The organism is Microbacterium sp. PF5 (assembly GCF_004794315.1).
GTDB lineage: Bacteria > Actinomycetota > Actinomycetes > Actinomycetales > Microbacteriaceae > Microbacterium > Microbacterium sufflavum.
The window spans coordinates 1-21,553 of record NZ_SSDQ01000170.1 but is presented as its reverse complement, the minus strand read 5'-3'; the positions used below and the strand labels follow the sequence as shown (position 1 = coordinate 21,553).

Below are 21,553 nucleotides of genomic sequence, written 5' to 3'. Positions count from 1 at the left end.
GGTACGCGACTCAGACGTCGGCGACCTTGCGGCCCTTGTACTCCAGGAAGAGCTCGGTGCCCTGCGAGTCGGTGACGACCTTCGCCTGGTGCGGACGGCTGTAGACGACCTTGCCGTTCTCGACGGTCTTGACGAGCGCCGGAGCCTCCGCCTTCCACTGCGCGCGACGCGAGCGGGTGTTCGAACGGGAGACCTTGCGCTTCGGGGGGTTACCAGCCATGACTAGCTCTCTTCTTTCTCGGCGGCACGGCTCTCTGCCGTGCCGTCTTGGTCTGTGATCTGCTGGAGCGCACTCCATCGAGGATCGATGGGAGCGGCCTGCTCCGTCCCGGTGCTCTCGGTCAGCCTCTCGCCTGTGACCGGGTCGAGCCCGAGGCAATCCGGCTGACACACCGGCTGAAATGGAAGCGACAATACGGCCGCATCCCTGACGAGAGTTTCAAGATCCACGTGGTCGTCTTGAACCTCGAAGTCAGTTTCTTCCTCACCAGGATACGCGAAAAGCTCCTGGAACTCGACTTCGACAGGCTCGGAGATGTCGGTGAGGCAGCGTCCGCAGACGCCGACGTACTCTCCATCCGCGGAACCGGACACGAGAATGCCCTCGTGAACCGACTCCAGACGCACGTCGAGATCCAGCTCGGAGCCTGACTCGAAGGTCACGATGCCCTCCCCCCACTGCTCGGGGAGCGTCACCGTGAAGGTGTGCTCGCGCATCTCCCCCGGACGCCGGACGATGTCACGGACGGGGAGCACGAAGGGGCTGTTGAGTCGGGAACGCACCCCTCAATGCTACCGGGGTCTCCCTGCGACCGGGCCGGACGGGCGGCCTCAGAGGCCGCGCGCACCGGTGTCGAGGAACGACGCGACGGCCGGCGGAACGAACGGCGCGATGTCTCCCCCCAGCGACGCGACCTGGCGCACGAGCGAGCTCGACACCATGGCGTGCGCGGGATCGGGCAGCAGGAAGACGGTCTCGATGTCGGCCAGGTGACGGTTCACGATCGCCATCGGCGACTCGTACGCGACATCGACCTGCGAGCGGATGCCCTTCACCAGCACGCCCGCGTTCACGTCGCGCGCGTAGTCGACGAGGAGACCCATGCTCCAGGAGCCGATCACGATGTTGCCCTGCATGCCGTCCTCGGCGATCGAGCGCTCGAGCAGGGACAGCCGCTGCGCGATCGGCAGCATCGCCTCCTTGCCGGGGTTGTGCACCACCAGCACGTGCAGCTCGTCGTACAGGGCGGCCGCGCGGCGGATCACATCGAGGTGACCCAGGGTCGGCGGATCGAACGAACCCGGGACGACGGCGATCCTGCTGCTCATGCATCCAGCCTAGGGCACGGCCGAACGGCGTCAGTTCTTCGCCAGCGCCGCGCGGTCCTCGTCGGTCACGCGGCGACCGATGGCGTCGCGAAGACCGGGGTGGCGCGCGAGTTCCGGGTCGTCGGACAGGATCCCCTCCGCCAGCTCCCTCGCGCGGGTGATCAGCGCCGCATCCTTCACGACCCTGAGCAGCTTGAGCGACGAGCGCACGCCCGCCTGCGCGGCACCGAGCACGTCGCCCTCCCCCCGCAGCTCCAGATCGACCTCGGCCAGGGCGAACCCATCCAGGGTCGCAGCGACCGCATCGACCCGCTCCCGCGCGACGGAGCCTTCCTCGGCCTCGGTGACCAGCAGGCACAACCCCGGCACGCCGCCACGACCCACACGTCCGCGCAGCTGATGGAGCTGCGACACCCCGAAGCGGTCGGCATCGAGCACGATCATGGTCGAGGCGTTGGGCACGTCGACCCCGACCTCGATCACGGTCGTCGCCAGCAGCAGGTCGATGTCGCCGCGGGCGAAGGACTGCATCACCGCATCCTTCTCCTCCGACGGCATGCGCCCGTGCAGCACCGCGCGCCGGAGGCCGCCGAGCGTCGGATGCGTGGCCAGCGCCTCGTCGAGCTGCACGACGCCCCAGCGCGGCCCCTTCCCGCCCTCCGGCGCCAAAAGCTCCTGCTCGCCCGCCTCCGCCGTCTTCGCCGCCGTGTCGATCGCCGCGCATACCGCGAACACCTGTCGACCCTGCGCGATCTCCTCCGCCGCCCGCTCCCACACGCGGTTGAACCAGCCGGGGTGCTCGGCCAGCGGAGCGACGTACGACTCGATGCCGGCGCGACCGGCGGGCATCGTGCGGATGACCGAGGTGTCGAGGTCGCCGAAGACCGTCATCGCGACCGTGCGCGGGATCGGTGTCGCGGTGAGGACGAGCGCGTGCGGACTGGATCCTTTCGCGCGCAGCGCCTCCCGCTGCTCCACACCGAAGCGGTGCTGCTCGTCGACAACGACGAGCCCGAGATCGGCGAACGTGGTCTTCTCCCCCAGCAGCGCGTGCGTCCCGACCACGATGAGCGACTGCCCGGAGGCGACCCGGAGCGCAGCCCTACGCCGCTCGGCCGCGGGGAGCTGACCCGTGAGCAGCGTCGGCATCAGCAGCGGGGCGAGCTGCGGGCCCAGCATCTTCGTGATGGAGCGCAGGTGCTGGGCCGCGAGGACCTCGGTCGGGGCGATCAGGGCCGCCTGTCCCCCGCTCTCGGCCACCTGCAGCATGGCGCGCAGCGCGACGAGGGTCTTTCCCGAGCCGACCTCGCCCTGCACCAGTCGGTTCATCGGCCACGCACCGACCAGGTCGTGCGCGATCTGCGCGCCCACGGTCTCCTGGTCGGGGGTCAGGGTGTACGGCAGCGCAGCGTCGAACCGTTCGAGGAGCCCACCGGGGTGAGCCGGGCGCGAGGTGGCCGCCAGGGCGCGCAACGCCTGGCGCTGCTGCAGCAGCGCCGTCTGCAGGGTCAGCGCCTCGTGCATGCGGAGGGTGCGCACCGCGGGGTCGATGTCGCTGCGCGTGCGGGGGCGGTGGATGCGCTCGAGCGCCTCCCGCGCCGTGAGCAGTTCTTCGCCGCGACGCACCTCTTCGGGCAGCGGCTCAGGCACCTCGGTCAGCCCGTCCAGCACGCGGCCGACCAGGCGGGCGATCTGCCACGTCTGGATCGCCGACGTCGCCGGGTAGATGGGAATGGGCACCGCCGCCCGCGCGTCGGCCCGACGGCGCGCCGCATCCTCATCATCGAACAGCTCGTACTCGGGATGCGCGAACTGCGTGACGCCGTTGAACTCGCCCACTTTGCCGGAGAAGACCCCGCGTCGGCCGACCGCGAGATCGTTCGACCGCCACTCGGCCGCACCGATGTTCTTCGCGAAGAAGGTCAAGGACATGCGGCCCACCCCGTCGCCGATCACCACGTCCACCATCGCGCCGGGTCGGTTGCGCATACGACGGAAGCTCGACGACAGCACCTCGGCGACGATCGTGACCGTCTCGCCGATCGGGAGATCGCGGATCGGCGTGAGCTCACCCGGATCCGCATAGCGCCGCGGGTAGTGGCCGAGCAGATCGCCCACGGTCTTCATGCCGAAGGCGCGACCCAGCGTCTTGGCCGACGCCGCGCCGAAGGCCTCCTCCAGCGAGGATCCGAGCGTGAGCGACATGCTCCGAGTCTAGAGAACGCGACCGACACGACGTCGTCGCCCCCTGTCGTATCGTGAACGGGTGACCAGGATCATCGCAGGCCGCGCGCGCGGCATCCGTCTCGAGGTTCCTGGGGCGGGGACGCGGCCCACGAGCGATCGCGTGCGGGAGTCCCTGTTCGCCGCGCTCGAGTCGCTCGAAGCGATCGACGGCGCGCGGGTCCTCGACCTGTACGCCGGCTCAGGGGCCCTCGGGCTCGAGGCGCTCAGCCGCGGAGCGTCGACCGCCGACCTGGTCGAGCGGGGTCGCCCCGCCGCGGCCGTCGTGCGCCGTAACGCGGGAGCCGTGGCCAGGGCGAGCGGCCGGCCGCCGGCACGGGTGCACGAAGCGAGCGTCCGCTCCTACCTGGCCCGCGCCACGGGGCCCTACGACCTCGTGTTCACGGACCCGCCGTACGACCTCGATGACGCCGCCATGACCGCGGACCTGATCGCCCTCGCGCCGCTCCTGAGCGACGACGCGGTGCTGATCGTCGAACGTGCCCGCCGCTCCACCCCTCCGGACGTCGAGGCGGCGGGACTGCACGTGTTCCGCGAGAAGACCTATGGCGACACCGCGCTCTGGTGGTGCGAACGCGCGGGCGAGGCCGCGCCTGCGGAACAGGATCAGCCCGCCACGGAGTCCCAGTCGCGATAGGGGTCCCAGCCGCTGACGTCGACCGGGAGGTCGTCGCAGAGCAGGTTCTCGTCCGCGCGCTCCCTCACGGTGCCGATCGCCCGGAACCCCGGCGGCAGGATCCCGTCCGGGAAGCTCGCCAGCAGCGCATGATCCTCCCCGCCCGCCAGCGCCCGCTCCGGGAAGTCACCGAGCTCGGCGCGCTCCAGCGCGATCGTCACCCCCGAGGCATCCGCCATCCGCCGCGCGTCGAGCGCCAGCCCGTCGGAGACGTCCATCATCGCGGTCGCCCCGGCCGCCGCGGCCACCACGCCCAGCCCGATCGGCGGCGACGGACGCAGCTGCGCGGCCACCGCCGCGCTCTCCCCTGGTCCGAGCAGGGACGGGTCGACCGGAATCGGCGCGTCCCCGTCGCGGAAGCGCCCGAACAAGATCGCGAGCCCATGCGCGGCGTGACCGAGCTCGCCGGCGACCGCGACCACGTCACCGGGTCGCGCACCCGCCCGCGTGACGGGAGGGCGCCCTTCCAGGTCACCGAGAGCGGTCACCGCCACCGTCAGCACATCGGACACCGTCAGGTCGCCGCCCACCACCGCACACCCCGGCGCCAGGGCCGCGCACGCATCGCGGAATCCGTCGGCCAGCCGTTCCACGAACGACAACCGCAGATCGCGCGGCACCGCCAGGGCCACCAGCAGCGCGGTCGGACGCGCCCCCATCGCCGCGACGTCCGCGAGGTTCACGGCCGCGGCCTTCCAGCCGAGATCATGCCCGCTGGACCACGCCAGTCGGAAGTCGGGACCGTGCACCAGCGTGTCCGTCGTCGCGACGACCGAGCCCGACGGCGCCGCGATCACGGCCGCATCATCACCCGGCCCGAGGAGCGTGTGCGCCCCCGGTGTCGTGCGGCTCAGGATCGACCGCAGGATGCGTCCCTCCGAGAGCTCTGCCAGGCGCGGGTCGTCGGCATCGGGTCGGGAGTGCATGTCGTCAAAGGTAGCCTGGATGCATGCCCCGTTCTCGTCGTCTCGCCGCCGTCGCCGGGGCGATCGCCCTCGCCGCCGTCGTCACCGGATGCTCGACCACCGTCCACCTGGAAGCCGCGGACGACGCCAACGATCCGGGCTGCGCCTCCGTCTCCGTGCTGCTCCCCGACAGCGTCGACGGGTTCGACCGGGTGTGGACCGACGCGCAGGCCACGGGCGCCTGGGGCGACCCCACGATCATGCTGCGCTGCGGCGTGGAGCCCCCCGCGCCATCGGCGCTCGTCTGCACGACGCTCGGCGGCGTCGACTGGCTGGTGCTCGATCAGGAGGAGGAGCGGCAGCGCCTCGTCACCTACGGGCGCGAGCCCGCGGTGGAGGTCATCATCCGCCGCGGCGAGCAGATCGACTTCCAGTCGATCGTGAACACCCTCTCGTCGAGCATCCAGTCCGGCCTGGCGCCCGCGACCGCCCAGTGCACGGACCGCGTGGAGTTCCCCGCGGGCTGAGCGCCGCGGAGAACCCGGGTCAGCGGCGCAGACCCGCCTCCACCAGCTCCGTGATCAGGTCGCGGTAGCTCAGCCCGGAGGCCACCCAGCACTTGGGGAACATCGAGATCGGCGTGAACCCGGGCATCGTGTTCAGCTCGTTCACCACGAGCTCGCCCGACGGCGTGAGGAACATGTCGACCCTGGCGAGGCCCCGGCCGTCCACCGCCTCGAACGCGCGGACCCCGGCCTCCTGCACCGCCGACACCTCCGCGTCGCTCAGCTCCGCCGGGCACACGACGTCGACCCCGTCGCCGCCGAGGTACTTGCCCTCGAAGTCGTAGAAGCCGCGCGACGTGAGGACGATCTCGCCCGGGAGCGAGGCGCGGACACCCTCCGCCGCCTCCAGCACCGCGACCTCGATCTCGCGCCCGGTGACCCCCGACTCGATGAGGACCTTGTCGTCTTCCGCGAACGCCACAGCGAGAGCCGCATCGAGCTCCTCCGGGGCGCTCACCTTCGACACCCCCACGCTCGAGCCCGCCCGTGCGGGCTTCACGAACACCGGGAGGCCCAGACCGGCCGCCTGCTCGCGTACCGACGACGGGTCGCCGTCCCACGCCGCGCGCCGCACCGTGACCCACGGCGCGACCGGGATGCCCGCGGCCTGCAGGGCGATCTTCATGAAGTGCTTGTCCATGCACAGCGCCGAATCGAGCACGCCACCGCCCGCGTACGGCACCTCGAGCGTGTCGAAGTACCCCTGGATCGTGCCGTCCTCGCCGTGCGGTCCGTGCAGGATGGGCAGCACCACGTCGATCTCGCCGAGGCCGTCGACGGCGCCGCCAGGGTGCACCACGCGGAGCGTGCGGTCGCCGCCCGGCTCCGGCCACAGGATGCGCGTGCCATTGTCGACCACTTCGGGCAGGTGCGCCGCATCGAGCGGGAACTTCGCCGGGTCGTCGTCCTCCAGCACGAAGGCGCCCTCGCGCGTGATCCCCACCGGGATCACCGCGTAGCGGTCGCGGTCAATCGCGCCGAGCACTCCCCCCGCCGTTGCGGAACTGATCGAATGCTCGCTGGAGCGCCCTCCGAAGAGCACCACCACCGTCTGCTTGTCCATGGTTGGTCCTCTCCCCCTGCGGGGTGTCGTCGTCCGTCGTGAGATGCGGGGCGATATCCCGGGGATCCATCTTGCCGTCGAGCACCATCTTCACCTGCTCGACGATCGGCATGTCGACGCCGGCCTCGCGGGCGAGCTGCAGCACGGGGGCGACCGAGGCCAGCCCCTCCGCGGTCTGCTGCATCTGCTTCACGACGTCCTGGAACGAATAGCCCTGTCCGAGCAGCCGCCCGGCCGTGTTGTTCCGGCTCAGCGGCGACTGGCACGTCGCGATCAGGTCGCCGAGCCCCGCGAGCCCCTGCAGCGTCTCCGGCTGCGCGCCGTTCGCGACCGCGAAGTCGGTCATCTCGACCAGGCCACGCGTGATGATCGAGGCCTTGGTGTTCTCGCCGTAGCCGACGCCGTCGACGATGCCGATCGCGACGGCGATGAGGTTCTTCAGCACCCCGCCGAACTCGGTGCCGATCACGTCGGTGTTCACGAACGTGCGGAAGTAGCCGTTGCGCGCGGCCCGTGCCACGACCTCCGCCGTCTCCTGGCTCAGCGACGAGATGACGGCCGCGGTGGGCTGCTCGCGCGCGATCTCCAGCGCCAGGTTGGGGCCGGACGCCACCGCGATGCGCTCCGGGTCGCAGCGCAGCTCCTGTTCGATCACCTGACTCATGCGCAGACCCGTGCCCCGCTCGACGCCCTTCATGAGGCTGACGATCCGGGCATCGCCGGACGCGATCAGCGGTCGCAGCGCCTTGAGGTTCTCGCGCAGCGATTGGCTCGGCACCGACAGGTACACCTGCTCCGCCCCGTCGAGCGCCGAGGAGAGCTCGTGCGTGGCCGCCATGGTTCGCGGGAGGTTGATGCCCGGCAGGTAGCGCGAGTTGCGCTTGGCCTCGTCGATCTCGTGCGCCAGCTCGGCGCGGCGGGCCCACATCGTGACCTGCGCTCCGCCATCGGCCAGGATCTTCCCGAACGTGGTGCCCCAGCTGCCCGCGCCGATCACGGCGACCCGCGGTCCCGCTGGTGTGTTCCTCTTAGGAGTCAAGTCGACCGGTCTCCTTCTGGCCGTGGCTCGCGGGGTTCCACCGCTCCGCTGGCGCCTTCTCCTCGCGCAGCTCCTCGAGCAGCGCCGTGATCGCGTTCATCAGACGGCTCGTCGCCTCCGTCAGCGCGGCGGGCTCGGTCGCACGCCCGCGCAGATCCTCGACGTCGATCGGGTCGCCCACCAGCACGCGGACCGGCTTGCGCAGCGGCCACAGGCTCAGGCCCTTCTGATAGCGACCCATGATCTCCTGAGTACCCCACTGCGCCATCGGGATCAGCGGGATCCCGTCGGCGAGGGCGAGGCGGACCGCGCCGGACTTGCCGCGCATCGGCCACAGATCCGGGTCGCGCGTGAGCGTGCCCTCCGGGTACACGATCACGCCGCGGCCGTGCTCGACGAGCTCCGCCGACTGCGCCATGGTCTGCTTGGCCGCGGTCGCCGACGACGTCCGCGCGACCGGCACCATGCCCGTGCGACGCAGCACCCATCCGAGCACGGGGACACGGAACAGGCTCTCCTTCGCCATGAACCGCGGGGCTCGGCCGATGCGCCACACGGCGACCGCGACGATCAGCGGGTCGAACTCGGAGTAGTGGTTCGGGGCGAGCACGAACGCGCCGTCGCGCGGCAGCTTCTCACCACCGGTGACACGGATCTTGGCGAGCAGCGACACGAGCGGGATGACGATCGCCGCGAGCGGCCAGAACAGACTCGGACGCGTCTTCTCCGGCGACCGGGAAGCCATCGGGCTCACCGGAGGACGTCGAAGTCGGCGCCGAGCGCGTCGAGCTTGGCGAGGAACTTCTCGTACCCGCGGGCCAGGATGTCGACGCCCGACACCTTCGACTCGCCGGAAGCCGTGAGCGCCGCGATCACGTGGCTGTAGCCGCCGCGCAGGTCGGGCACGACGATGTCGGCGCCGTGCAGCGGCGTCGGGCCGGTGATGACGGCGGCCTGCTCCAGGTCACGGCGCGGCACGCGGCGAGGGCCGTCCTGCAGCCCGCGCGGGTGCACGACGATGTCGGCGCCCATCTTCACGAGGGCCTCCGTGAAGCCCATGCGGTTCTCGTACACGGTCTCGTGCACGACCGAGCGGCCGTGCGCCTGGGTCAGCGCGACCACGAGGGGCTGCTGCCAGTCGGTCATGAAGCCGGGGTGCACGTCGGTCTCGATCACGACCGGCTTAATGTCGCCGTCGCGCCGGAACAGGATGCCGTCCTCCTGGATGTCGAACCAGCCGCCCGCCTTGCGGAACACGTTGAGGAACGTCAGCATCTCCTGCTGCTTGGCGCCGCCGACGAAGATCTCGCCGTCCGTCGCCAGAGCGGCCGACGCCCACGAGGCCGCCTCGTTACGGTCGAAGATCGACCGGTGGTCGTAGCCGCGGAGCTTCTCGACGCCCTCGATGAGGATCACGCGGTTCGGCTCGTAGGAGATGATCGCGCCCATCTTCTGCAGCACGGCGATCAGGTCCATGATCTCGGGCTCGATCGCGGCGTTGCGCAGCTCCGTGACGCCCTCGGCGCGCACCGCCGTCAGCAGTACCTGCTCGGTCGCCCCGACGCTCGGGTACGGCAGGTGGATGTTGGCGCCGTGCAGGCGGGTGCCGCCGGTCGAGAGGCGGATGCCGCTCGGCAGCTTCTCGACGATCGCGCCGAACTTGCGCAGCGCGTCCAGGTGGAAGTCGATCGGGCGATCGCCGATGCGGCAGCCGCCGAGGTCGGGGATGAACGCCTGGCCCAGCCGGTGCAGCAGGGGCCCGCAGAACAGGATCGGGATGCGGGACGCGCCCGCGTGGGCGTCGATCTCCTCGAAGTGCGCCGACTCCACGTCGCTCGGGTCGAACACGAGCGAGCCCGGCTCATCGCCCTCCGACACCCGGACACCGTGCACCTCGAGAAGGGAGCGGACCACGGCCACATCGCTGATCGCCGGCACGTCGCGCAGGACGCTCGTCGTCTCTCCCAGGAGCGAGGCCACCATCGCCTTGGTGGCGAGGTTCTTCGCGCCCTTGACGTCGACCCGGCCACGCAGCGGTCGGCCTCCTCGGATGGCGAGGACGTCTCCGGTGAGCGCAGGGACGTCGTCGGGAAGAGCGTCGCGCACGGGTGTCGTCATTGGGGCCTCACTTCGTTCATCGGGGGCGGGGTTACCCCTGGCTCCCCCGCCCCCTCCGTCTCACTGAACGGGGAGGGTCCGCGGCCGCCACGACTCGCGACGGGCCTCGAACTGCGCGATCTTGTCTTCGTTGCGCAGCGTGAGCCCGATGTCGTCGAGCCCTTCGAGGAGCCGCCATCTAGTGTAATCGTCGATGCCGATGTCGGCCTGGATGCCGCCGACCGACGCGGTGCGCGCCTCGAGGTCGACGGTCATCTGCGCCCCGGGATTCCGCTCGATCTCGGCCCAGAACCGCTCGAGGTCGTCCCCCGAGATCGTCGCGGCGAGCAGGCCCTGCTTACCGGAGTTGCCGCGGAAGATGTCGGCGAACCGCGGGCTGAGCACGACCTTGAAGCCGAAGTCGCGCAGCGCCCACACGGCGTGCTCCCGGCTCGAGCCGGTACCGAAGTCGGGACCGGCGACGAGGATCGACGCGCCCTGGTACACGGGCTGGTTGAGCACGAACTCCGGGTCCTGCCGCCATCCGTGGAACAGCGCGTCCTCGAAGCCGGTCTTGGTGACGCGCTTGAGGAACACCGCGGGGATGATCTGGTCGGTGTCGACGTTCGACCGCTTCAGCGGAGCGGCGATGCCCGTGTGGGTCGTGAACTTCTCCATGGGTCAGGCCTCTTCCGTCAGGTCGCTCGGGCTGGACAGGGTGCCGCGGATCGCCGTGGCCGCCGCCACGAGCGGCGACACGAGGTGCGTCCGACCGCCCTTGCCCTGTCGCCCCTCGAAGTTGCGGTTCGAGGTGGACGCGCACCGCTCCCCGGGGGCGAGCTGGTCGGGGTTCATCCCCAGGCACATCGAGCAACCGGCGAAGCGCCATTCGGCACCGAAGTCGGTGATGACCTTGTCCAGGCCCTCGGCCTCGGCCTCCAGCCGCACGCGCGCGGAGCCGGGCACGACCATCACGCGCACGCCGTCGGCCTTCTTCTTGCCCTGGATGATCGACGCGAACGCGCGCAGATCCTCGATCCGGCTGTTGGTGCAGGAGCCCATGAACACCGCGTCGACCGGAACCTCCTTGAGCGGAGTGCCGGGCGTCAGATCCATGTACTCCAGCGCGCGCTCGGCGGCAGCGCGCTCGTTCGGGTCGGCGATCTGCGCGGGGTCCGGCACCGCGGCGGAGAGGGAGCTCCCCTGTCCCGGGTTCGTACCCCACGTCACGAACGGCTCGAGCTCGTTCGCGTCGATGAAGACCTCCGCGTCGAACTCGGCACCCTCGTCGGTCGGCAGCGTGCGCCAGTACGCGACCGCGTCCTCCCAGTCCTGGCCCTTCGGTGCGTGCGGCCGCCCCTCCAGGTACGCGAAGGTCGTCTCGTCGGGCGCCACCATGCCCGCGCGGGCTCCGGCCTCGATCGACATGTTGCAGATCGTCATGCGGCCCTCCATCGAGAGGGCGCGGATCGCGCTGCCGCGGTACTCGAGCACATAGCCCTGACCGCCGCCCGTGCCGATCTTCGCGATCACCGCGAGGATGATGTCCTTCGCCGTGACACCGGGGCGCAGCGTGCCCTCGACCGTGATGGCCATGGTCTTGAACGGCTTGAGCGGCAGGGTCTGCGTCGCCATGACGTGCTCGACCTCGCTCGTGCCGATGCCGAACGCCATCGCGCCGAACGCGCCGTGGGTCGAGGTGTGCGAGTCGCCGCACACCACCGTGATGCCGGGCATCGTCAGGCCCAGCTGCGGCCCCACCACGTGCACGATGCCCTGCTCGGCATCGCCCAGCGAGTGCAGGCGCACCCCGAACTCGGCGGCGTTGCGGCGCAGCGTCTCGATCTGCGTGCGACTGGTGAGGTCGGCGATCGGCTTGTCGATCTCCCACGTCGGGGTGTTGTGGTCCTCGGTCGCGATCGTCAGGTCGAGGCGGCGCAGTGGGCGGCCCTCGCTGCGCAGACCGTCGAAGGCCTGCGGGCTGGTGACCTCGTGCACGAGGTGCAGGTCGATGTAGATGAGGTCGGGCTGGCCGTCTTCGCCCTTCACGACGAGATGGTCGTCCCAGACCTTCTCGGCGAGGGTCCTGCGGCGTGCGGAAGGGGCTCCGGAATCGGGGCTGGTCATGGCGTGTCTCCTGTGGCTGGCGGTTCGGCCCACGATGGACTCCGCGACGAGGAGGGGCTCAGATCGAGGTCTCGCCGCGGCCGCTAAGAAGGAGCACGGTCCGCATGACGTCAGGTTACCACCGCTCGGACACGCCGCGACGCGCCGTGACACTCTGTTGCTCACCCGCCCGATCGAGAGGCCCCGCATGACCGTCGACACCGCCCGCTTCGCCACCCGTGCCGTCCACGCCGCACGCCGTCGCGAGACCGCTGCGTCGCGCGCGACCCCGATCTACCTCACGGCCGGCTTCGAGTTCGACGACTTCGACCACGCCGCCGACCACTTCGGCACGGGGACGGGATTCGGCTACACCCGCACCGGGAACCCGACGGTGCGCGCGGTCGAGCGCCAGCTCGCCTCGCTCGAGTCGGGGGCGGACGCGGTGCTCGTGGCGAGCGGTCAGGCCGCTGTGACCGCCGCGGTGCTGTCGGTCGTCGGAGCCGGCGACCACATCGTGTCGTCGACCCACATCTACGAGGGCACCCGGGGGCTCTTCCTCGACAACCTGGCCCGCCTCGGCATCGAGACCACGTTCGTCGACGACATCGCCGATCCAGACGCCTGGCGCGAGGCCATCCGTCCCACCACCCGCGCGCTGTTCGCCGAATCGCTCGCGAACGCCCGCAACGACGTGCTCGACGTCGCCGCAGTGAGCGCGATCGGCGACGAGTCCGCGATCCCGCTGATCGTGGACAACACCCTCCCCACTCCCGCCCTGCTGCGCCCGCTCGAGCACGGCGCAGCGATCGTCGTGCATTCCGCCTCCAAGTTCCTCGCCGGGCACGGCTCCGTGCTCGGCGGCGTGATCGTCGACGACGGCCGTTTCGACGCCGACCGCGCCGGACACAACGCCCCGCACCTCGTGCTCCCCGGCCGCGGCGGACTGCCGAGCGTGTACGCCCGCCACGGCGGCAACGCCCGCATCGCGTACGTGCGGGAGTCGGTCGCGCCGCGCTTCGGCGCCTCCCCCTCCCCGCTCAACGCCTTCCTCATCGGGCAGGGCACGGAGACGCTGGGGCTGCGGGTCGAGCGGCAGTCGCGCAACGCGCTCGCCGTCGCGCGCTGGCTCGCCGCGCACGACGCCGTTGAGAGCGTGGACTACGCCGGCCTCCCGACCCACCCGCACCATGCGACCGCACGACGCTACCTGGACGGCGGCTTCGGCTCGATCTTCACCGTCACGCTGCGCGGCGGCCTCCCCGCCGCGCGTCGTTTCGTGGAGGAGGTCGAGGTGTTCACGCACATGACCCACATCGGCGACGTGCGCTCGCTCGTGCTGCACCCGGGCACCACGAGCCACGCGCAGCGCACGGACGAGGAGCGCCGCGTGCTCGGCGTCGCACCGGGGACGCTGCGCCTCTCGATCGGCATCGAAGACGTCGACGACCTCGTGGCCGACCTGGCACGCGTGCTCGAGTCGGTGCGGGAGACGGTGGCATGACCCGGCCGCAGCACTTCGGCTGGTTCCTCGCCCGCGGCTTCGGCCCGCAGGGGTGGGGCTACCCGTCCCTCGACTGGGACTACGACTGGACACGGCCCGAGGTGTACCAGGAGGCCGCCCGCACGCTCGAGCAGGCGGGATTCGACCTCGTGATCATCGAGGACAGCCCCTCGCTCGGCTCGCCCGAGACCATCGACCTCCGGGTGCGCCACGCGTTCGGCGGCCCGAAGCACGACCCGCTGCTGCTCGCGCCGTACCTCTTCCAGGCCACGCGGCACCTCGGCGTGGTCCCCACCGTCAACCCCGCCGCATCGCTGCCGTACACGTCCGCGCGGCAGTTCGCCACGCTGCACCACCTGAGCGGCCATCGGCTCGGCCTCAACGTGGTCACTGACACCGGGAGCGCGCGGCACTTCTCCGACGCCCCGCAGCTCGGGCACGACGAGGCGTACGACCGCGCCGAGGAGTGGCTCGACGGCATCCGGTCGCTGTGGCACAGCTGGGACGACGGGGCGCTCGTCGCCGACCGCGCCACCGACGTGTACGCCGACGGCAGTCGGCTGCGACCCGTCGCGCATCGCGGCCGCCACTACGCGTTCGACGGACCGCTGAACGCCCTGCCCTTCACGGACGGGGAGCCCGCGATCGTCTCGCCCGGGGGCTCCGGACGCGGCCTGGGCTTCGCGGGAGCGAACTCGGACGTGCAGCTCGCGCTCGCCCCGCTGCACGAGAAGTCGGTGCGCGACTATCGCGCGAGAGTGCACGAGGCCGCGGTCGCGAAGGGCCGACGCCCCGAGGACATCACGATCCTGTTCGCCATCCAGCCCGTGATCACGTCATCGAGAGACGAGGCCGACCGCATCGTCGCCGCCTCCGCGCGTCCCGACGACGCCGCGCTGCACCAGATCGCCCGCAAGCAGTCGAGCGACCTGGAGACCGACCTCACCGCGCTCGACCTCGACCGACCGCTCGACCTGTCGATCTTCGGTGCCCACGTGTCGCGCGGCAGCATCCAGCGGCTCGTCGGGGACCGCGGCGAGGACGCCCCGCTGCGCGCTCACCTCACCGCTCTCGCGCGAGCGGGACGCCTCTCCGACCGGACGGGATTCGTGGGCACCGCGGACGAGTTCGCCGACCTCGTCGAGGAGCTCGGCGACTGGGGCAACGACGGCGTGCTGCTGTGGGGAGACTTCCACCCCGTCACCCTGCACCGCACCCTCGACGAGCTCGTGCCGATCCTGCGTCGACGCGGGCTGCTCCGGCGCGAGTACGCCGACGGCGGGCTGCAGGCGAACCTGCGGTCGTTCTGACGGGCCTCCCGGCCGCTCAGTCCCCGACGGGGGCGCTGCGCCGCTCCGCGCGCTTCTCCCGCGAGGACGCCACGAGGCTGGCCACCGTGGCGACCGTCATCGACACGAGGATGACGCCCAGGGACACCATGTTGTCGATGTCGGGCACCCACTCCACGTGCTGTCCGCCATTGATGAACGGCAGCTCGTTCACGTGCAGCGCGTGCAGGATCAGCTTGATGCCGATGAAGCCGAGGATCACGGCGATGCCGTAGTGGAGGTACCGCAGGCGGTCGAGCAGATCGCCGAGGAGGAAGTACAGCTGCCGCAGCCCCATCAGCGCGAAGATGTTCGCGGCGAACACGAGGAAGCCGTTCGTGGTGATCTCGAAGATCGCCGGGATCGAGTCGATCGCGAAGATGAGGTCGGTCACGCCGATCGTGATGAACACGATCACCATGGGCGTCCACATGCGCTTCCCGTCGACGGTCGTGCGGATCTTCGAGCCGTCGTACGTCTCGCTGATGTCGATGCGGCGACGCAGCAGTCGCACGATGAAGTTCTCGCGCTTGACCTCGTCCTCGTGGTCGCCCTCCGGCATGGCCTGGCGGATCGCGGTGTAGACCAGGAAGGCGCCGAACACGTAGAAGATCGGCGAGAAGTTCTCGATCACCGCGACGCCGACCAGGATGAACAGTCCGCGCAGGATCAGCGCAATGATGATGCCGACCATCAGCACCTGCTGCTGCAGCCGACGCGGCACGGCGAACTGCGCCATGATCAGCACGAACACGAACAGGTTGTCGACCGAGAGACTGTATTCGAGCGCCCAGCCCGTGATGAAGTCGCCCGCGTTCTGCCAGCCGCCGACGTTTCCCAGCAGCACCGCGAACAGCAGCGCGAGCCCGACGTAGAACACCACCCAGAGGGTCGACTCCTTCGTCGAGGGGATGTGCGGCCGCAGCCGGATGAGCAGGAGGTCGCCGATCAGGATGATCGTGAGCACGACCATCGAGGTGATCTCGAACCAGACGGGGATGTCCAACGGCGCACTGCACCTTTCGCGAGGGGTCGGTGATGTCCGAAAGTCTCTCCCCCGCACCGAAGTGCGTCGCGCGCCCGGAGCAGCGGTGTCGGTGCTCGTGATGACGTTACGCGCGGGTCCGGGATACTCCCTCTCGCCGGAGCCATGCTACCGGAGCATCCGGCCTGCGGCGTGAGCGATCGCGTCGGGAATCCGGGTCTGAGACGATGGGCCCGATCGTGACACTCACCGGTGAGAGACACCGAACGGAACCCCGATGCCTTCCCAGACGACTGATCAGAGGTGGGCGGCCCAGGCCGCAGCCGGCGACGAGGGCGCCTTCCGCGAGCTTTACCGGGCCCATGTGCGGCCCGTGTACTGGATCGCGCAGGGCATCCTCGCCTCCCCCGCCGATGCCGAGGACGTGACCCAGGAGACGTTCGTGGTCGCGTGGCGCAAGCTCCCCGGCCTGGAGCTGCAGGGCGAGTCGATCCTGCCCTGGCTCGCGACGATCTGCCGGTTCCAGGCGGCGAACCGCCTGCGCCAGCGTCGCCGCGACCGGGCGCACACGGCGGACGCGGTCGACGAGGATCTGGCGAGCACGGTCAGCGTGGAGGAGCAGGTCATCACGGCCGCGCTCGCCGCGCGGATCGCTGCCGAGGTGGGCACGCTGAGCGAGCTCGACCGGGAGATCTTCCGGCTGTGCGCGGCGGAGGGCTACGCCTATCAGGCCGCAGCGGAGGAGCTCGGGGTCACGCACGCCGTCGTCCGGAACCGTCTCTCGCGAGTGCGCACGCAGTTGCGCGGCGCCGTGAGGGAAGTGAGAGACGCATGAACGCACAGACTCCCGCCGAGCAGCTCCCCGAGCTGTCGGACGAGGCCATCGCCCGCATCGAGCACGCGGTGTTCGCCGAGATCGCCGAGGAGCGCGCTCCGGCGCGGCCGGCGGAGGGGAAGGCCCGTCGGCGCCGCCGCGCCTGGCTCACCGGAGGCGGGATCGCCGCCGCGTTCGTGATCGGCGTGCTCGTCACCCCGCCGATCCTGCACAGCGTCGGGGGCTCCGCGGTGTCGACGGTCGAGGGACTGAGCCTCCCGGGCGACGCGGTGACCGAATCGTCGACCGACTCCGCGCCGGAGGGCACCACCGCGGTCCCGCCCGGCTCGGTGCCCGGCGACGGCGCGCGCTCCGACACGAGCGGCGGGATGCTGCCCGGAGTGGCGCTGCCGGGGGCCGCCACGGCGGACGCCGGCCGCGACATCATCGCGACCGCGCAGGCCACGGTACAGGTGAAGAGCATCCCCGACGCGGCGGACGCCATCGCCGCGCTGGCCGAGGAGCACGGCGGCTACGTCGAGAGCACCGAGGTGGGCAAGGCGCTCGCGGCGGACGACACCCGCGCGCCCGCGCCCGCCGACTCCGCGTACGGCTGGATCAGCATCCGCGTTCCCTCCACCGACCTCACCGCCGTGATCGCGGCGCTCGGCGACACCGGCGAGGTGCTGTCGTCCTCCACGTCGAAGCAGGATGTGACGTCGACCGCGATCGACCTGCGGGCACGCGTCGACTCGACCAGGGCGTCGGTCGAACGGCTCACGCAGCTCATGGCGCAGTCGGGCAGCGTGTCGGAGCTCATCGAGGCCGAGGTGGCTCTCACCGACCGGCAAGCGCAGCTGGAGTCGTACGAGCAGCAGCTCGCTGCCCTCGACGATCAGGTGGCGATGTCGTCGCTGCAGGTGCAGCTGACGAAGGCCACCGCGCCGAGCACGGCCGACCCCGCTGGTTTCGGCGACGGTCTCCTCGCGGGGTGGAACGGCCTCGTCGTGTCGCTGAACGCACTGGTCATCGCGGTGGGCTTCCTGCTCCCCTGGCTGGCGGTCGCCGCGGTGGTCGTGCTCGTGGTCTGGCTGATCCGTCGGTCGCGTCGCACCCGCCGGAACCGCTCCGAGGCACCGGCCGCGCGCACGGGCGACGAGGGCTGACGGCGAGAGGGACCCGACTCGCAAACCTGATTTTCCGGGGTATACAAGAACTCTTGTGCACCCGGGGACCCCGCCCTAGCGTGATGCCCGTGGAAGACATCTCCGTGATCACCGCCGTGCATCACCCGCTGCGCCGCCGCATCTACGACTACCTCCTGCTCTACGGCACGTGCCAGGTGACCACGCTCGCGCGCGCCCTCGACAGTCAGGTCGGCAGCATCAGCCATCACCTGCGCATGCTCGAACGCGCGGGCGTCGTCGAACGCGCGCCCGATGAGTCGGACGACCGCCGCACCAGCTGGTGGCGGGTGGCCCGACGAGGGCTCACCTGGTCGGTGGACGACTTCGCCGACTCCCCCGCCGATGCGCTGCTCGCCCGCGAGGCGCAACGCCAGGGCATCCGCATGCAGATCGACCGGCTCCAGCGCTGGCACCGGCACCGGGACGACCCCGCCTATGCCGGGTACGACGCATCCAACACCGAGACCACCGCGTGGGCCTCCCCCGACGAGCTGCGGGACCTCTCGGCGCGGCTGCTGCAGACCATCCGCGAGTGGCAGGGCGGCATCGCACTGGACGACGGCCAGGAGCGCGTGCCGGTTTTCGTGTTCGCCCACGCGTTCCCCACGGAGCCCTGATGACCGCGGTCGAGGAGCCGGTCGAGCTCGCGCCGCTTCCGCCGTTCCGGCGCGACCGCCTGGTCCATGCCTGGATCGGCGTGAAGGCCCTCTCCGACGCAGGGGATGCGCTGTGGACCATCGCCCTGGCGTGGACGGCGGTGCAGATCGCGTCCCCCGCGGTCGCCGGGCTCATCGTCGCCGCCGGGACCCTCCCCCGGGCACTGATCCTGCTGTTCGGCGGGGTGCTCGCGGACCGCGTGGACGCCCGCCGCGTGATGCTGCTGTTCACCGTGGCCCGCGTGGCCGTTCTCGTCGCCGTCGCCCTGTGGGTGCTGGCGACGCCCCCCACCGTCGCCGTGCTGGTGTTCGCCGCGGTCGCGTTCGGCGTGTGCGATGCGTTCTACGAGCCGTCGGCGGGCACCATCGCCCGGCAGCTCGTGCGCACGTCCGACCTGCCGTCGTACGGGGCCGCCGCGCAGACGGCCTCTCGGCTCGGGACGATGGGCGGTGCCGCCGCCGGTGGCCTGGTGGTCGCGCACACCGGGCTGGTGGGCAGCGCCTCGGTCAACGCGCTCACGTTCACGGTCGTCCTGGCGTTCCTCGCCCTCTGGCTGCGCCCCCGGTTCCGCCTGGCGCGTGCCGCCCGGCAGTCGGCTCTGCACGGCATCGGCTCCGGCTTCGCGCACCTGGCGGCGAACCGCACCACGCGCACCCTGGTGATCGCGCTGTCGGGGTTGAACCTCGCCGTGGGGCCGGCCGTGGGCATCGGGCTGGCGCTGCGTGCGCACGACGAGGGCTGGGGCGCTCAGGCCGTCGGACTGTTCGAGGCGCTGCTGGGCCTCGGCGCCGCGCTCGGGGCGGTCTCAGTCGCGAAGTGGCGTCCGCGGCGCGAGGCCTACGGCGGATTCTGGGCGCTGGTCGTGCAGGGGGCGGGGATCGCGGCGTTGGGCGTGGGACCGGCCTGGACGGTGGGAGCGGCGGCGTTCGTGATCGGCGCCACCGCAGGGTTCGCCTCGGTGCTGCTGAGCGCGACGTTCTCCGCGACGGTCGACACCGCTTACCTCGGACGGATGGGCGCGCTCACCCGCCTCGGCGATGACTGCCTGATGCCGGCGGCGATGGCCGGATTCGGGGCGCTCGCCTCGGCGACCGCGGTCTGGGTGCCGTTCGCGGTGTTCGGCGGGGCGATGATGGCGCTCATGATCGTCCCCCTTCGCACGGCGGCTTTCCGCATCCTGTCGCTGCGACCCGCGGGATGAGCACCTGCCGCAGACGACGAAAGCCCTCCGGGCAAACCGGAGGGCTTTCGTCGTGTTGTGTGACCCCAGCGGGATTCGAACCCGCGTTACCGCCGTGAGAGGGCGGCGTACTAGGCCGCTATACGATGGGGCCGTCTGGCGGAGCGTTTCCGTCCCGCGACAACCGTTCAAGTATGGCACGGCCGTTCTCTGCGCGCCAAATCGGCACCGCGTCCGCGCGACTCCCGGGCGTGGCGCGCCGTCGCGGTGATTGCCGCGACCGCCACGGAGCGGTTGACTCGTGTCATGCGCGTCTCCAAGTTCGAACATGCCGCCCTCCGTCTCGACCTCAACGGTCAGACCCTCCTGATCGATCCCGGCTCCTTCACCACGCCGCCCGACGACCTCAGCGGACTCGTGGGGGTCGTGCTGACCCACGAGCACCCCGACCACTGGACGCCGGAGCAGCTGGACCGGATCCTCCGTGCCGCGCCCGGCACCCCCGTCTACGGCCCGGATGGGGTCGCCCGGGCGGCAGACGGCTACGACATCACGGTGGTCTCGCCCGGCGACACGATCGAGGTCGGACCGTTCACACTGCGGTTCTTCGGCGGCACCCACGCCGTGATCCACTCCTCGATCCCGACCATCGACAACGTCGGCGTGCTCGTGAACGACGAGCTCTACTACCCCGGCGACTCGTACGCGGTGCCGGACGGCGTGGACGTGCAGACCCTGGCCGCACCGCTCGGCGGCCCGTGGCTCAAGATCGGCGAGGCGATGGACTACGTGCTCGCCGTCAAGCCGCGCCGGGCGTTCGGCACGCACGACATGACGCTGTCCGTGATCGGCAGGAACATGCACCGGCAGCGGCTGCAGTGGGCGACGGAACAGAACGGCGGCGAGTTCTTCGTGCTCGACCCCGGCGACACGCTCGACCTGTGAGCACCCCACCGCGGTCGGCCCCGCGACGGCTCCTGCCCCGCCCCACGGAGCGGCTCGTGTTCCGCGAGATGATCGACGACGACCTCGACGACCTCGCCGCGCTCCTCGGCGACCCCGCGGTGATGACCTACTATCCCGCGCCGAAGACCCGCGCCGAGAGCGCCGCGTGGATCGTCCGCATGCGCGAGCGCTACGCGCAGGACGGGCACGGCCTGTGGACCCTGGAGACCCACGACGGCGCGTTCGTTGGCGACTGCGGCCTCACGTGGCAGTCGTCGAACGGGCAACCCGTGCTCGAGGTCGGCTACCACGTGCGCGCGGAGCTCCAGGGGCGCGGCTACGCCACGGAGGCCGCACGCGCCTGCGTCGAGCTCGTCGCGCGCGAGCTCGCGCCGACGCTGCTGACCGCGATCATCCACCCCGACAACACCGCGTCCCGCCGGGTCGCCGAGAAGCTCGGCATGCGCCACATCGACGACGACCGCGCGCACCCGTGGATCGTGCGCACGGTCATGGGGATGACCGTCGAGCCGATCTAGGCCTGGCCGGCGCGGACCCGGAGATCGCGCGCCAGGTGGTCGCGCTGCTCCACCACGAGGCGACGCAGCGCCGCCGGGGCGCCCGCGTTCGCGTCGAGCCACGCGTCGACGGGGTCAAGCGTGTCACCGGCCGGGAACAGCCCGATCACGAGGCGCTGCGCCAGCTCGATGCTCCGCTCGCTCCACGCGTCGCGGATGCGGGAGAAGTACTCCGCGTCGAAATCGGAGATCAGGTCGCGACGCCCGCCCGCGCGGAACCCGGCGATCTCGGCGTCCAGGTGGTCGTTCGTCAGCGAGCGGTCATCCCAGGCAGCCGCCCAGGCCGCGGCGCGCACGGGCGCCTCCGGGCGCGACGCGCGGGCACGGCGGGGGGGCGGGGGGGCGGCGCC

23 protein-coding genes and 1 tRNA gene are annotated in these 21,553 nt (G+C 71.1%); 10 read left to right on the top strand and 14 right to left on the bottom strand.

Annotated elements, in window-relative coordinates; translation table 11 throughout:
* Positions 1 to 10: 10 nt before the first annotated feature.
* From rpmF to DW297_RS16845, 4 genes are all read right to left on the bottom strand, one after another.
* Positions 11 to 220 (bottom strand): 50S ribosomal protein L32, encoded by a 210-nt coding sequence (gene rpmF / locus DW297_RS16860; RefSeq protein WP_050721097.1) that lies wholly within the window; start codon positions 218 to 220, stop codon positions 11 to 13.
* A gap of 2 nt (positions 221 to 222) precedes the next feature.
* On the bottom strand, positions 223 to 717 hold the full coding sequence (locus DW297_RS16855) for a YceD family protein (protein ID WP_136034620.1): 495 nt from the start codon (positions 715 to 717) through the stop codon (positions 223 to 225).
* A gap of 114 nt (positions 718 to 831) precedes the next feature.
* The gene (gene coaD / locus DW297_RS16850) at positions 832 to 1,329 is read right to left on the bottom strand and encodes a pantetheine-phosphate adenylyltransferase (protein WP_136034542.1); all 498 of its coding nucleotides are present in this window, start codon (positions 1,327 to 1,329) and stop codon (positions 832 to 834) included.
* Between the two features lie 30 nt (positions 1,330 to 1,359).
* Positions 1,360 to 3,534, bottom strand: coding sequence for an ATP-dependent DNA helicase RecG (locus DW297_RS16845; RefSeq protein WP_136034540.1), 2,175 nt, complete (start codon positions 3,532 to 3,534; stop codon positions 1,360 to 1,362).
* Between the two features lie 61 nt (positions 3,535 to 3,595).
* Between DW297_RS16845 and rsmD the strand changes: the two genes are divergently transcribed.
* On the top strand, positions 3,596 to 4,210 hold the full coding sequence (rsmD, locus tag DW297_RS16840) for a 16S rRNA (guanine(966)-N(2))-methyltransferase RsmD (RefSeq protein ID WP_136034538.1): 615 nt from the start codon (positions 3,596 to 3,598) through the stop codon (positions 4,208 to 4,210).
* Here the strand turns inward: rsmD and thiL are convergent.
* A complete protein-coding gene (gene thiL / locus DW297_RS16835; RefSeq protein ID WP_136034536.1) occupies positions 4,180 to 5,175 on the bottom strand; it encodes a thiamine-phosphate kinase in 996 nt (331 codons plus the stop codon). The two genes, rsmD and thiL, sit on opposite strands and share 31 nt — an antisense overlap.
* A gap of 23 nt (positions 5,176 to 5,198) precedes the next feature.
* Here thiL and DW297_RS16830 point away from each other — a divergent pair, with 23 nt between their 5' ends.
* A complete protein-coding gene (locus DW297_RS16830) occupies positions 5,199 to 5,681 on the top strand; it encodes a DUF3515 family protein (protein ID WP_136034534.1) in 483 nt (160 codons plus the stop codon).
* Positions 5,682 to 5,700: 19 nt separating this feature from the next.
* Here the strand turns inward: DW297_RS16830 and DW297_RS16825 are convergent, their stop codons facing one another.
* Genes DW297_RS16825 through leuC form a run of 6 tightly spaced genes read right to left on the bottom strand, consistent with a single transcriptional unit; the run spans position 5,701 to position 12,046 of the window.
* Positions 5,701 to 6,783 (bottom strand): D-alanine--D-alanine ligase family protein, encoded by a 1,083-nt coding sequence (locus DW297_RS16825; RefSeq protein ID WP_136034531.1) that lies wholly within the window; start codon positions 6,781 to 6,783, stop codon positions 5,701 to 5,703.
* Entirely contained in the window at positions 6,689 to 7,822 is a 1,134-nt protein-coding gene (locus DW297_RS16820) for an NAD(P)H-dependent glycerol-3-phosphate dehydrogenase (protein WP_136034529.1), read from the bottom strand. The genes DW297_RS16825 and DW297_RS16820 overlap by 95 nt, the downstream gene beginning before the upstream one ends.
* Entirely contained in the window at positions 7,812 to 8,567 is a 756-nt protein-coding gene (locus DW297_RS16815) for a lysophospholipid acyltransferase family protein (protein WP_136034526.1), read from the bottom strand. Before DW297_RS16815 ends, DW297_RS16820 begins: the two co-directional genes overlap by 11 nt.
* 5 nt (positions 8,568 to 8,572) lie before the next feature.
* Entirely contained in the window at positions 8,573 to 9,940 is a 1,368-nt protein-coding gene (murA, locus tag DW297_RS16810) for a UDP-N-acetylglucosamine 1-carboxyvinyltransferase (RefSeq protein WP_136034524.1), read from the bottom strand.
* 60 nt (positions 9,941 to 10,000) lie between these two features.
* Positions 10,001 to 10,597, bottom strand: a complete 597-nt coding sequence (gene leuD / locus DW297_RS16805; RefSeq protein ID WP_136034522.1) for a 3-isopropylmalate dehydratase small subunit — start codon at positions 10,595 to 10,597, stop codon at positions 10,001 to 10,003.
* A 3-nt stretch (positions 10,598 to 10,600) separates the two neighbouring features.
* Complete coding sequence (gene leuC / locus DW297_RS16800; protein ID WP_136034520.1) at positions 10,601 to 12,046, bottom strand: 3-isopropylmalate dehydratase large subunit; 1,446 nt, start codon at positions 12,044 to 12,046, stop codon at positions 10,601 to 10,603.
* Positions 12,047 to 12,233: 187 nt separating this feature from the next.
* Between leuC and DW297_RS16795 the strand changes: the two genes are divergently transcribed.
* The gene (locus DW297_RS16795; RefSeq protein ID WP_136034517.1) at positions 12,234 to 13,529 is read left to right on the top strand and encodes an O-acetylhomoserine aminocarboxypropyltransferase/cysteine synthase family protein; all 1,296 of its coding nucleotides are present in this window, start codon (positions 12,234 to 12,236) and stop codon (positions 13,527 to 13,529) included.
* Positions 13,526 to 14,839 (top strand): LLM class flavin-dependent oxidoreductase, encoded by a 1,314-nt coding sequence (locus tag DW297_RS16790; protein ID WP_136034515.1) that lies wholly within the window; start codon positions 13,526 to 13,528, stop codon positions 14,837 to 14,839. The genes DW297_RS16795 and DW297_RS16790 overlap by 4 nt, the downstream gene beginning before the upstream one ends.
* 16 nt (positions 14,840 to 14,855) lie before the next feature.
* Here DW297_RS16790 and DW297_RS16785 read toward each other — a convergent pair whose 3' ends face one another.
* Positions 14,856 to 15,863 carry a TerC/Alx family metal homeostasis membrane protein gene (locus tag DW297_RS16785; RefSeq protein ID WP_136034513.1) on the bottom strand — a complete coding sequence of 336 codons (1,008 nt, stop codon included), beginning with the start codon at positions 15,861 to 15,863 and terminating at the stop codon, positions 14,856 to 14,858.
* 256 nt (positions 15,864 to 16,119) lie between these two features.
* On the opposite strand from DW297_RS16785, the gene DW297_RS16780 reads away from it, so the two are divergent.
* From DW297_RS16780 to DW297_RS16765, 4 genes are all read left to right on the top strand, one after another.
* The gene (locus DW297_RS16780) at positions 16,120 to 16,677 is read left to right on the top strand and encodes an RNA polymerase sigma factor (protein ID WP_136034512.1); all 558 of its coding nucleotides are present in this window, start codon (positions 16,120 to 16,122) and stop codon (positions 16,675 to 16,677) included.
* Positions 16,674 to 17,822 carry a DUF4349 domain-containing protein gene (locus DW297_RS16775; RefSeq protein ID WP_136034510.1) on the top strand — a complete coding sequence of 383 codons (1,149 nt, stop codon included), beginning with the start codon at positions 16,674 to 16,676 and terminating at the stop codon, positions 17,820 to 17,822. The genes DW297_RS16780 and DW297_RS16775 overlap by 4 nt, the downstream gene beginning before the upstream one ends.
* An 89-nt stretch (positions 17,823 to 17,911) precedes the next feature.
* Entirely contained in the window at positions 17,912 to 18,460 is a 549-nt protein-coding gene (locus tag DW297_RS16770) for an ArsR/SmtB family transcription factor (RefSeq protein WP_136034507.1), read from the top strand.
* Positions 18,460 to 19,701, top strand: coding sequence for an MFS transporter (locus tag DW297_RS16765; RefSeq protein ID WP_136034505.1), 1,242 nt, complete (start codon positions 18,460 to 18,462; stop codon positions 19,699 to 19,701). The genes DW297_RS16770 and DW297_RS16765 overlap by 1 nt, the downstream gene beginning before the upstream one ends.
* A 60-nt stretch (positions 19,702 to 19,761) precedes the next feature.
* Here the strand turns inward: DW297_RS16765 and DW297_RS16760 are convergent.
* Positions 19,762 to 19,834: transfer RNA gene (locus tag DW297_RS16760), tRNA-Glu, on the bottom strand.
* Positions 19,835 to 19,986: 152 nt separating this feature from the next.
* Between DW297_RS16760 and DW297_RS16755 the strand changes: the two genes are divergently transcribed.
* On the top strand, positions 19,987 to 20,625 hold the full coding sequence (locus DW297_RS16755; RefSeq protein WP_136034503.1) for an MBL fold metallo-hydrolase: 639 nt from the start codon (positions 19,987 to 19,989) through the stop codon (positions 20,623 to 20,625).
* Positions 20,626 to 20,693: 68 nt separating this feature from the next.
* Entirely contained in the window at positions 20,694 to 21,164 is a 471-nt protein-coding gene (locus tag DW297_RS16750; RefSeq protein WP_136034618.1) for a GNAT family N-acetyltransferase, read from the top strand.
* Here DW297_RS16750 and DW297_RS16745 read toward each other — a convergent pair.
* The coding region (locus tag DW297_RS16745) for an ERAP1-like C-terminal domain-containing protein (RefSeq protein ID WP_205828324.1) at positions 21,161 to 21,553 on the bottom strand (393 nt) is incomplete at its 5' end. The genes DW297_RS16750 and DW297_RS16745 overlap by 4 nt on opposite strands.

What these genes read in the sequence shown, in the direction of transcription:
- rpmF (WP_050721097.1), bottom strand. Translation starts at nt 220, where the DNA reads ATGGCTGGTAACCCCCCGAAGCGCAAGGTCTCCCGTTCGAACACCCGC.
- DW297_RS16855 (WP_136034620.1), bottom strand. Translation starts at nt 717, where the DNA reads ATGCGCGAGCACACCTTCACGGTGACGCTCCCCGAGCAGTGGGGGGAG.
- coaD (WP_136034542.1), bottom strand. Translation starts at nt 1,329, where the DNA reads ATGAGCAGCAGGATCGCCGTCGTCCCGGGTTCGTTCGATCCGCCGACC.
- DW297_RS16845 (WP_136034540.1), bottom strand. Translation starts at nt 3,534, where the DNA reads ATGTCGCTCACGCTCGGATCCTCGCTGGAGGAGGCCTTCGGCGCGGCG.
- thiL (WP_136034536.1), bottom strand. Translation starts at nt 5,175, where the DNA reads ATGCACTCCCGACCCGATGCCGACGACCCGCGCCTGGCAGAGCTCTCG.
- DW297_RS16830 (WP_136034534.1), top strand. Translation starts at nt 5,199, where the DNA reads ATGCCCCGTTCTCGTCGTCTCGCCGCCGTCGCCGGGGCGATCGCCCTC.
- DW297_RS16825 (WP_136034531.1), bottom strand. Translation starts at nt 6,783, where the DNA reads ATGGACAAGCAGACGGTGGTGGTGCTCTTCGGAGGGCGCTCCAGCGAG.
- DW297_RS16815 (WP_136034526.1), bottom strand. Translation starts at nt 8,567, where the DNA reads ATGGCTTCCCGGTCGCCGGAGAAGACGCGTCCGAGTCTGTTCTGGCCG.
- murA (WP_136034524.1), bottom strand. Translation starts at nt 9,940, where the DNA reads ATGACGACACCCGTGCGCGACGCTCTTCCCGACGACGTCCCTGCGCTC.
- leuD (WP_136034522.1), bottom strand. Translation starts at nt 10,597, where the DNA reads ATGGAGAAGTTCACGACCCACACGGGCATCGCCGCTCCGCTGAAGCGG.
- leuC (WP_136034520.1), bottom strand. Translation starts at nt 12,046, where the DNA reads ATGACCAGCCCCGATTCCGGAGCCCCTTCCGCACGCCGCAGGACCCTC.
- DW297_RS16795 (WP_136034517.1), top strand. Translation starts at nt 12,234, where the DNA reads ATGACCGTCGACACCGCCCGCTTCGCCACCCGTGCCGTCCACGCCGCA.
- DW297_RS16790 (WP_136034515.1), top strand. Translation starts at nt 13,526, where the DNA reads ATGACCCGGCCGCAGCACTTCGGCTGGTTCCTCGCCCGCGGCTTCGGC.
- DW297_RS16780 (WP_136034512.1), top strand. Translation starts at nt 16,120, where the DNA reads ATGCCTTCCCAGACGACTGATCAGAGGTGGGCGGCCCAGGCCGCAGCC.
- DW297_RS16775 (WP_136034510.1), top strand. Translation starts at nt 16,674, where the DNA reads ATGAACGCACAGACTCCCGCCGAGCAGCTCCCCGAGCTGTCGGACGAG.
- DW297_RS16765 (WP_136034505.1), top strand. Translation starts at nt 18,460, where the DNA reads ATGACCGCGGTCGAGGAGCCGGTCGAGCTCGCGCCGCTTCCGCCGTTC.
- DW297_RS16755 (WP_136034503.1), top strand. Translation starts at nt 19,987, where the DNA reads ATGCGCGTCTCCAAGTTCGAACATGCCGCCCTCCGTCTCGACCTCAAC.
- DW297_RS16750 (WP_136034618.1), top strand. Translation starts at nt 20,694, where the DNA reads ATGATCGACGACGACCTCGACGACCTCGCCGCGCTCCTCGGCGACCCC.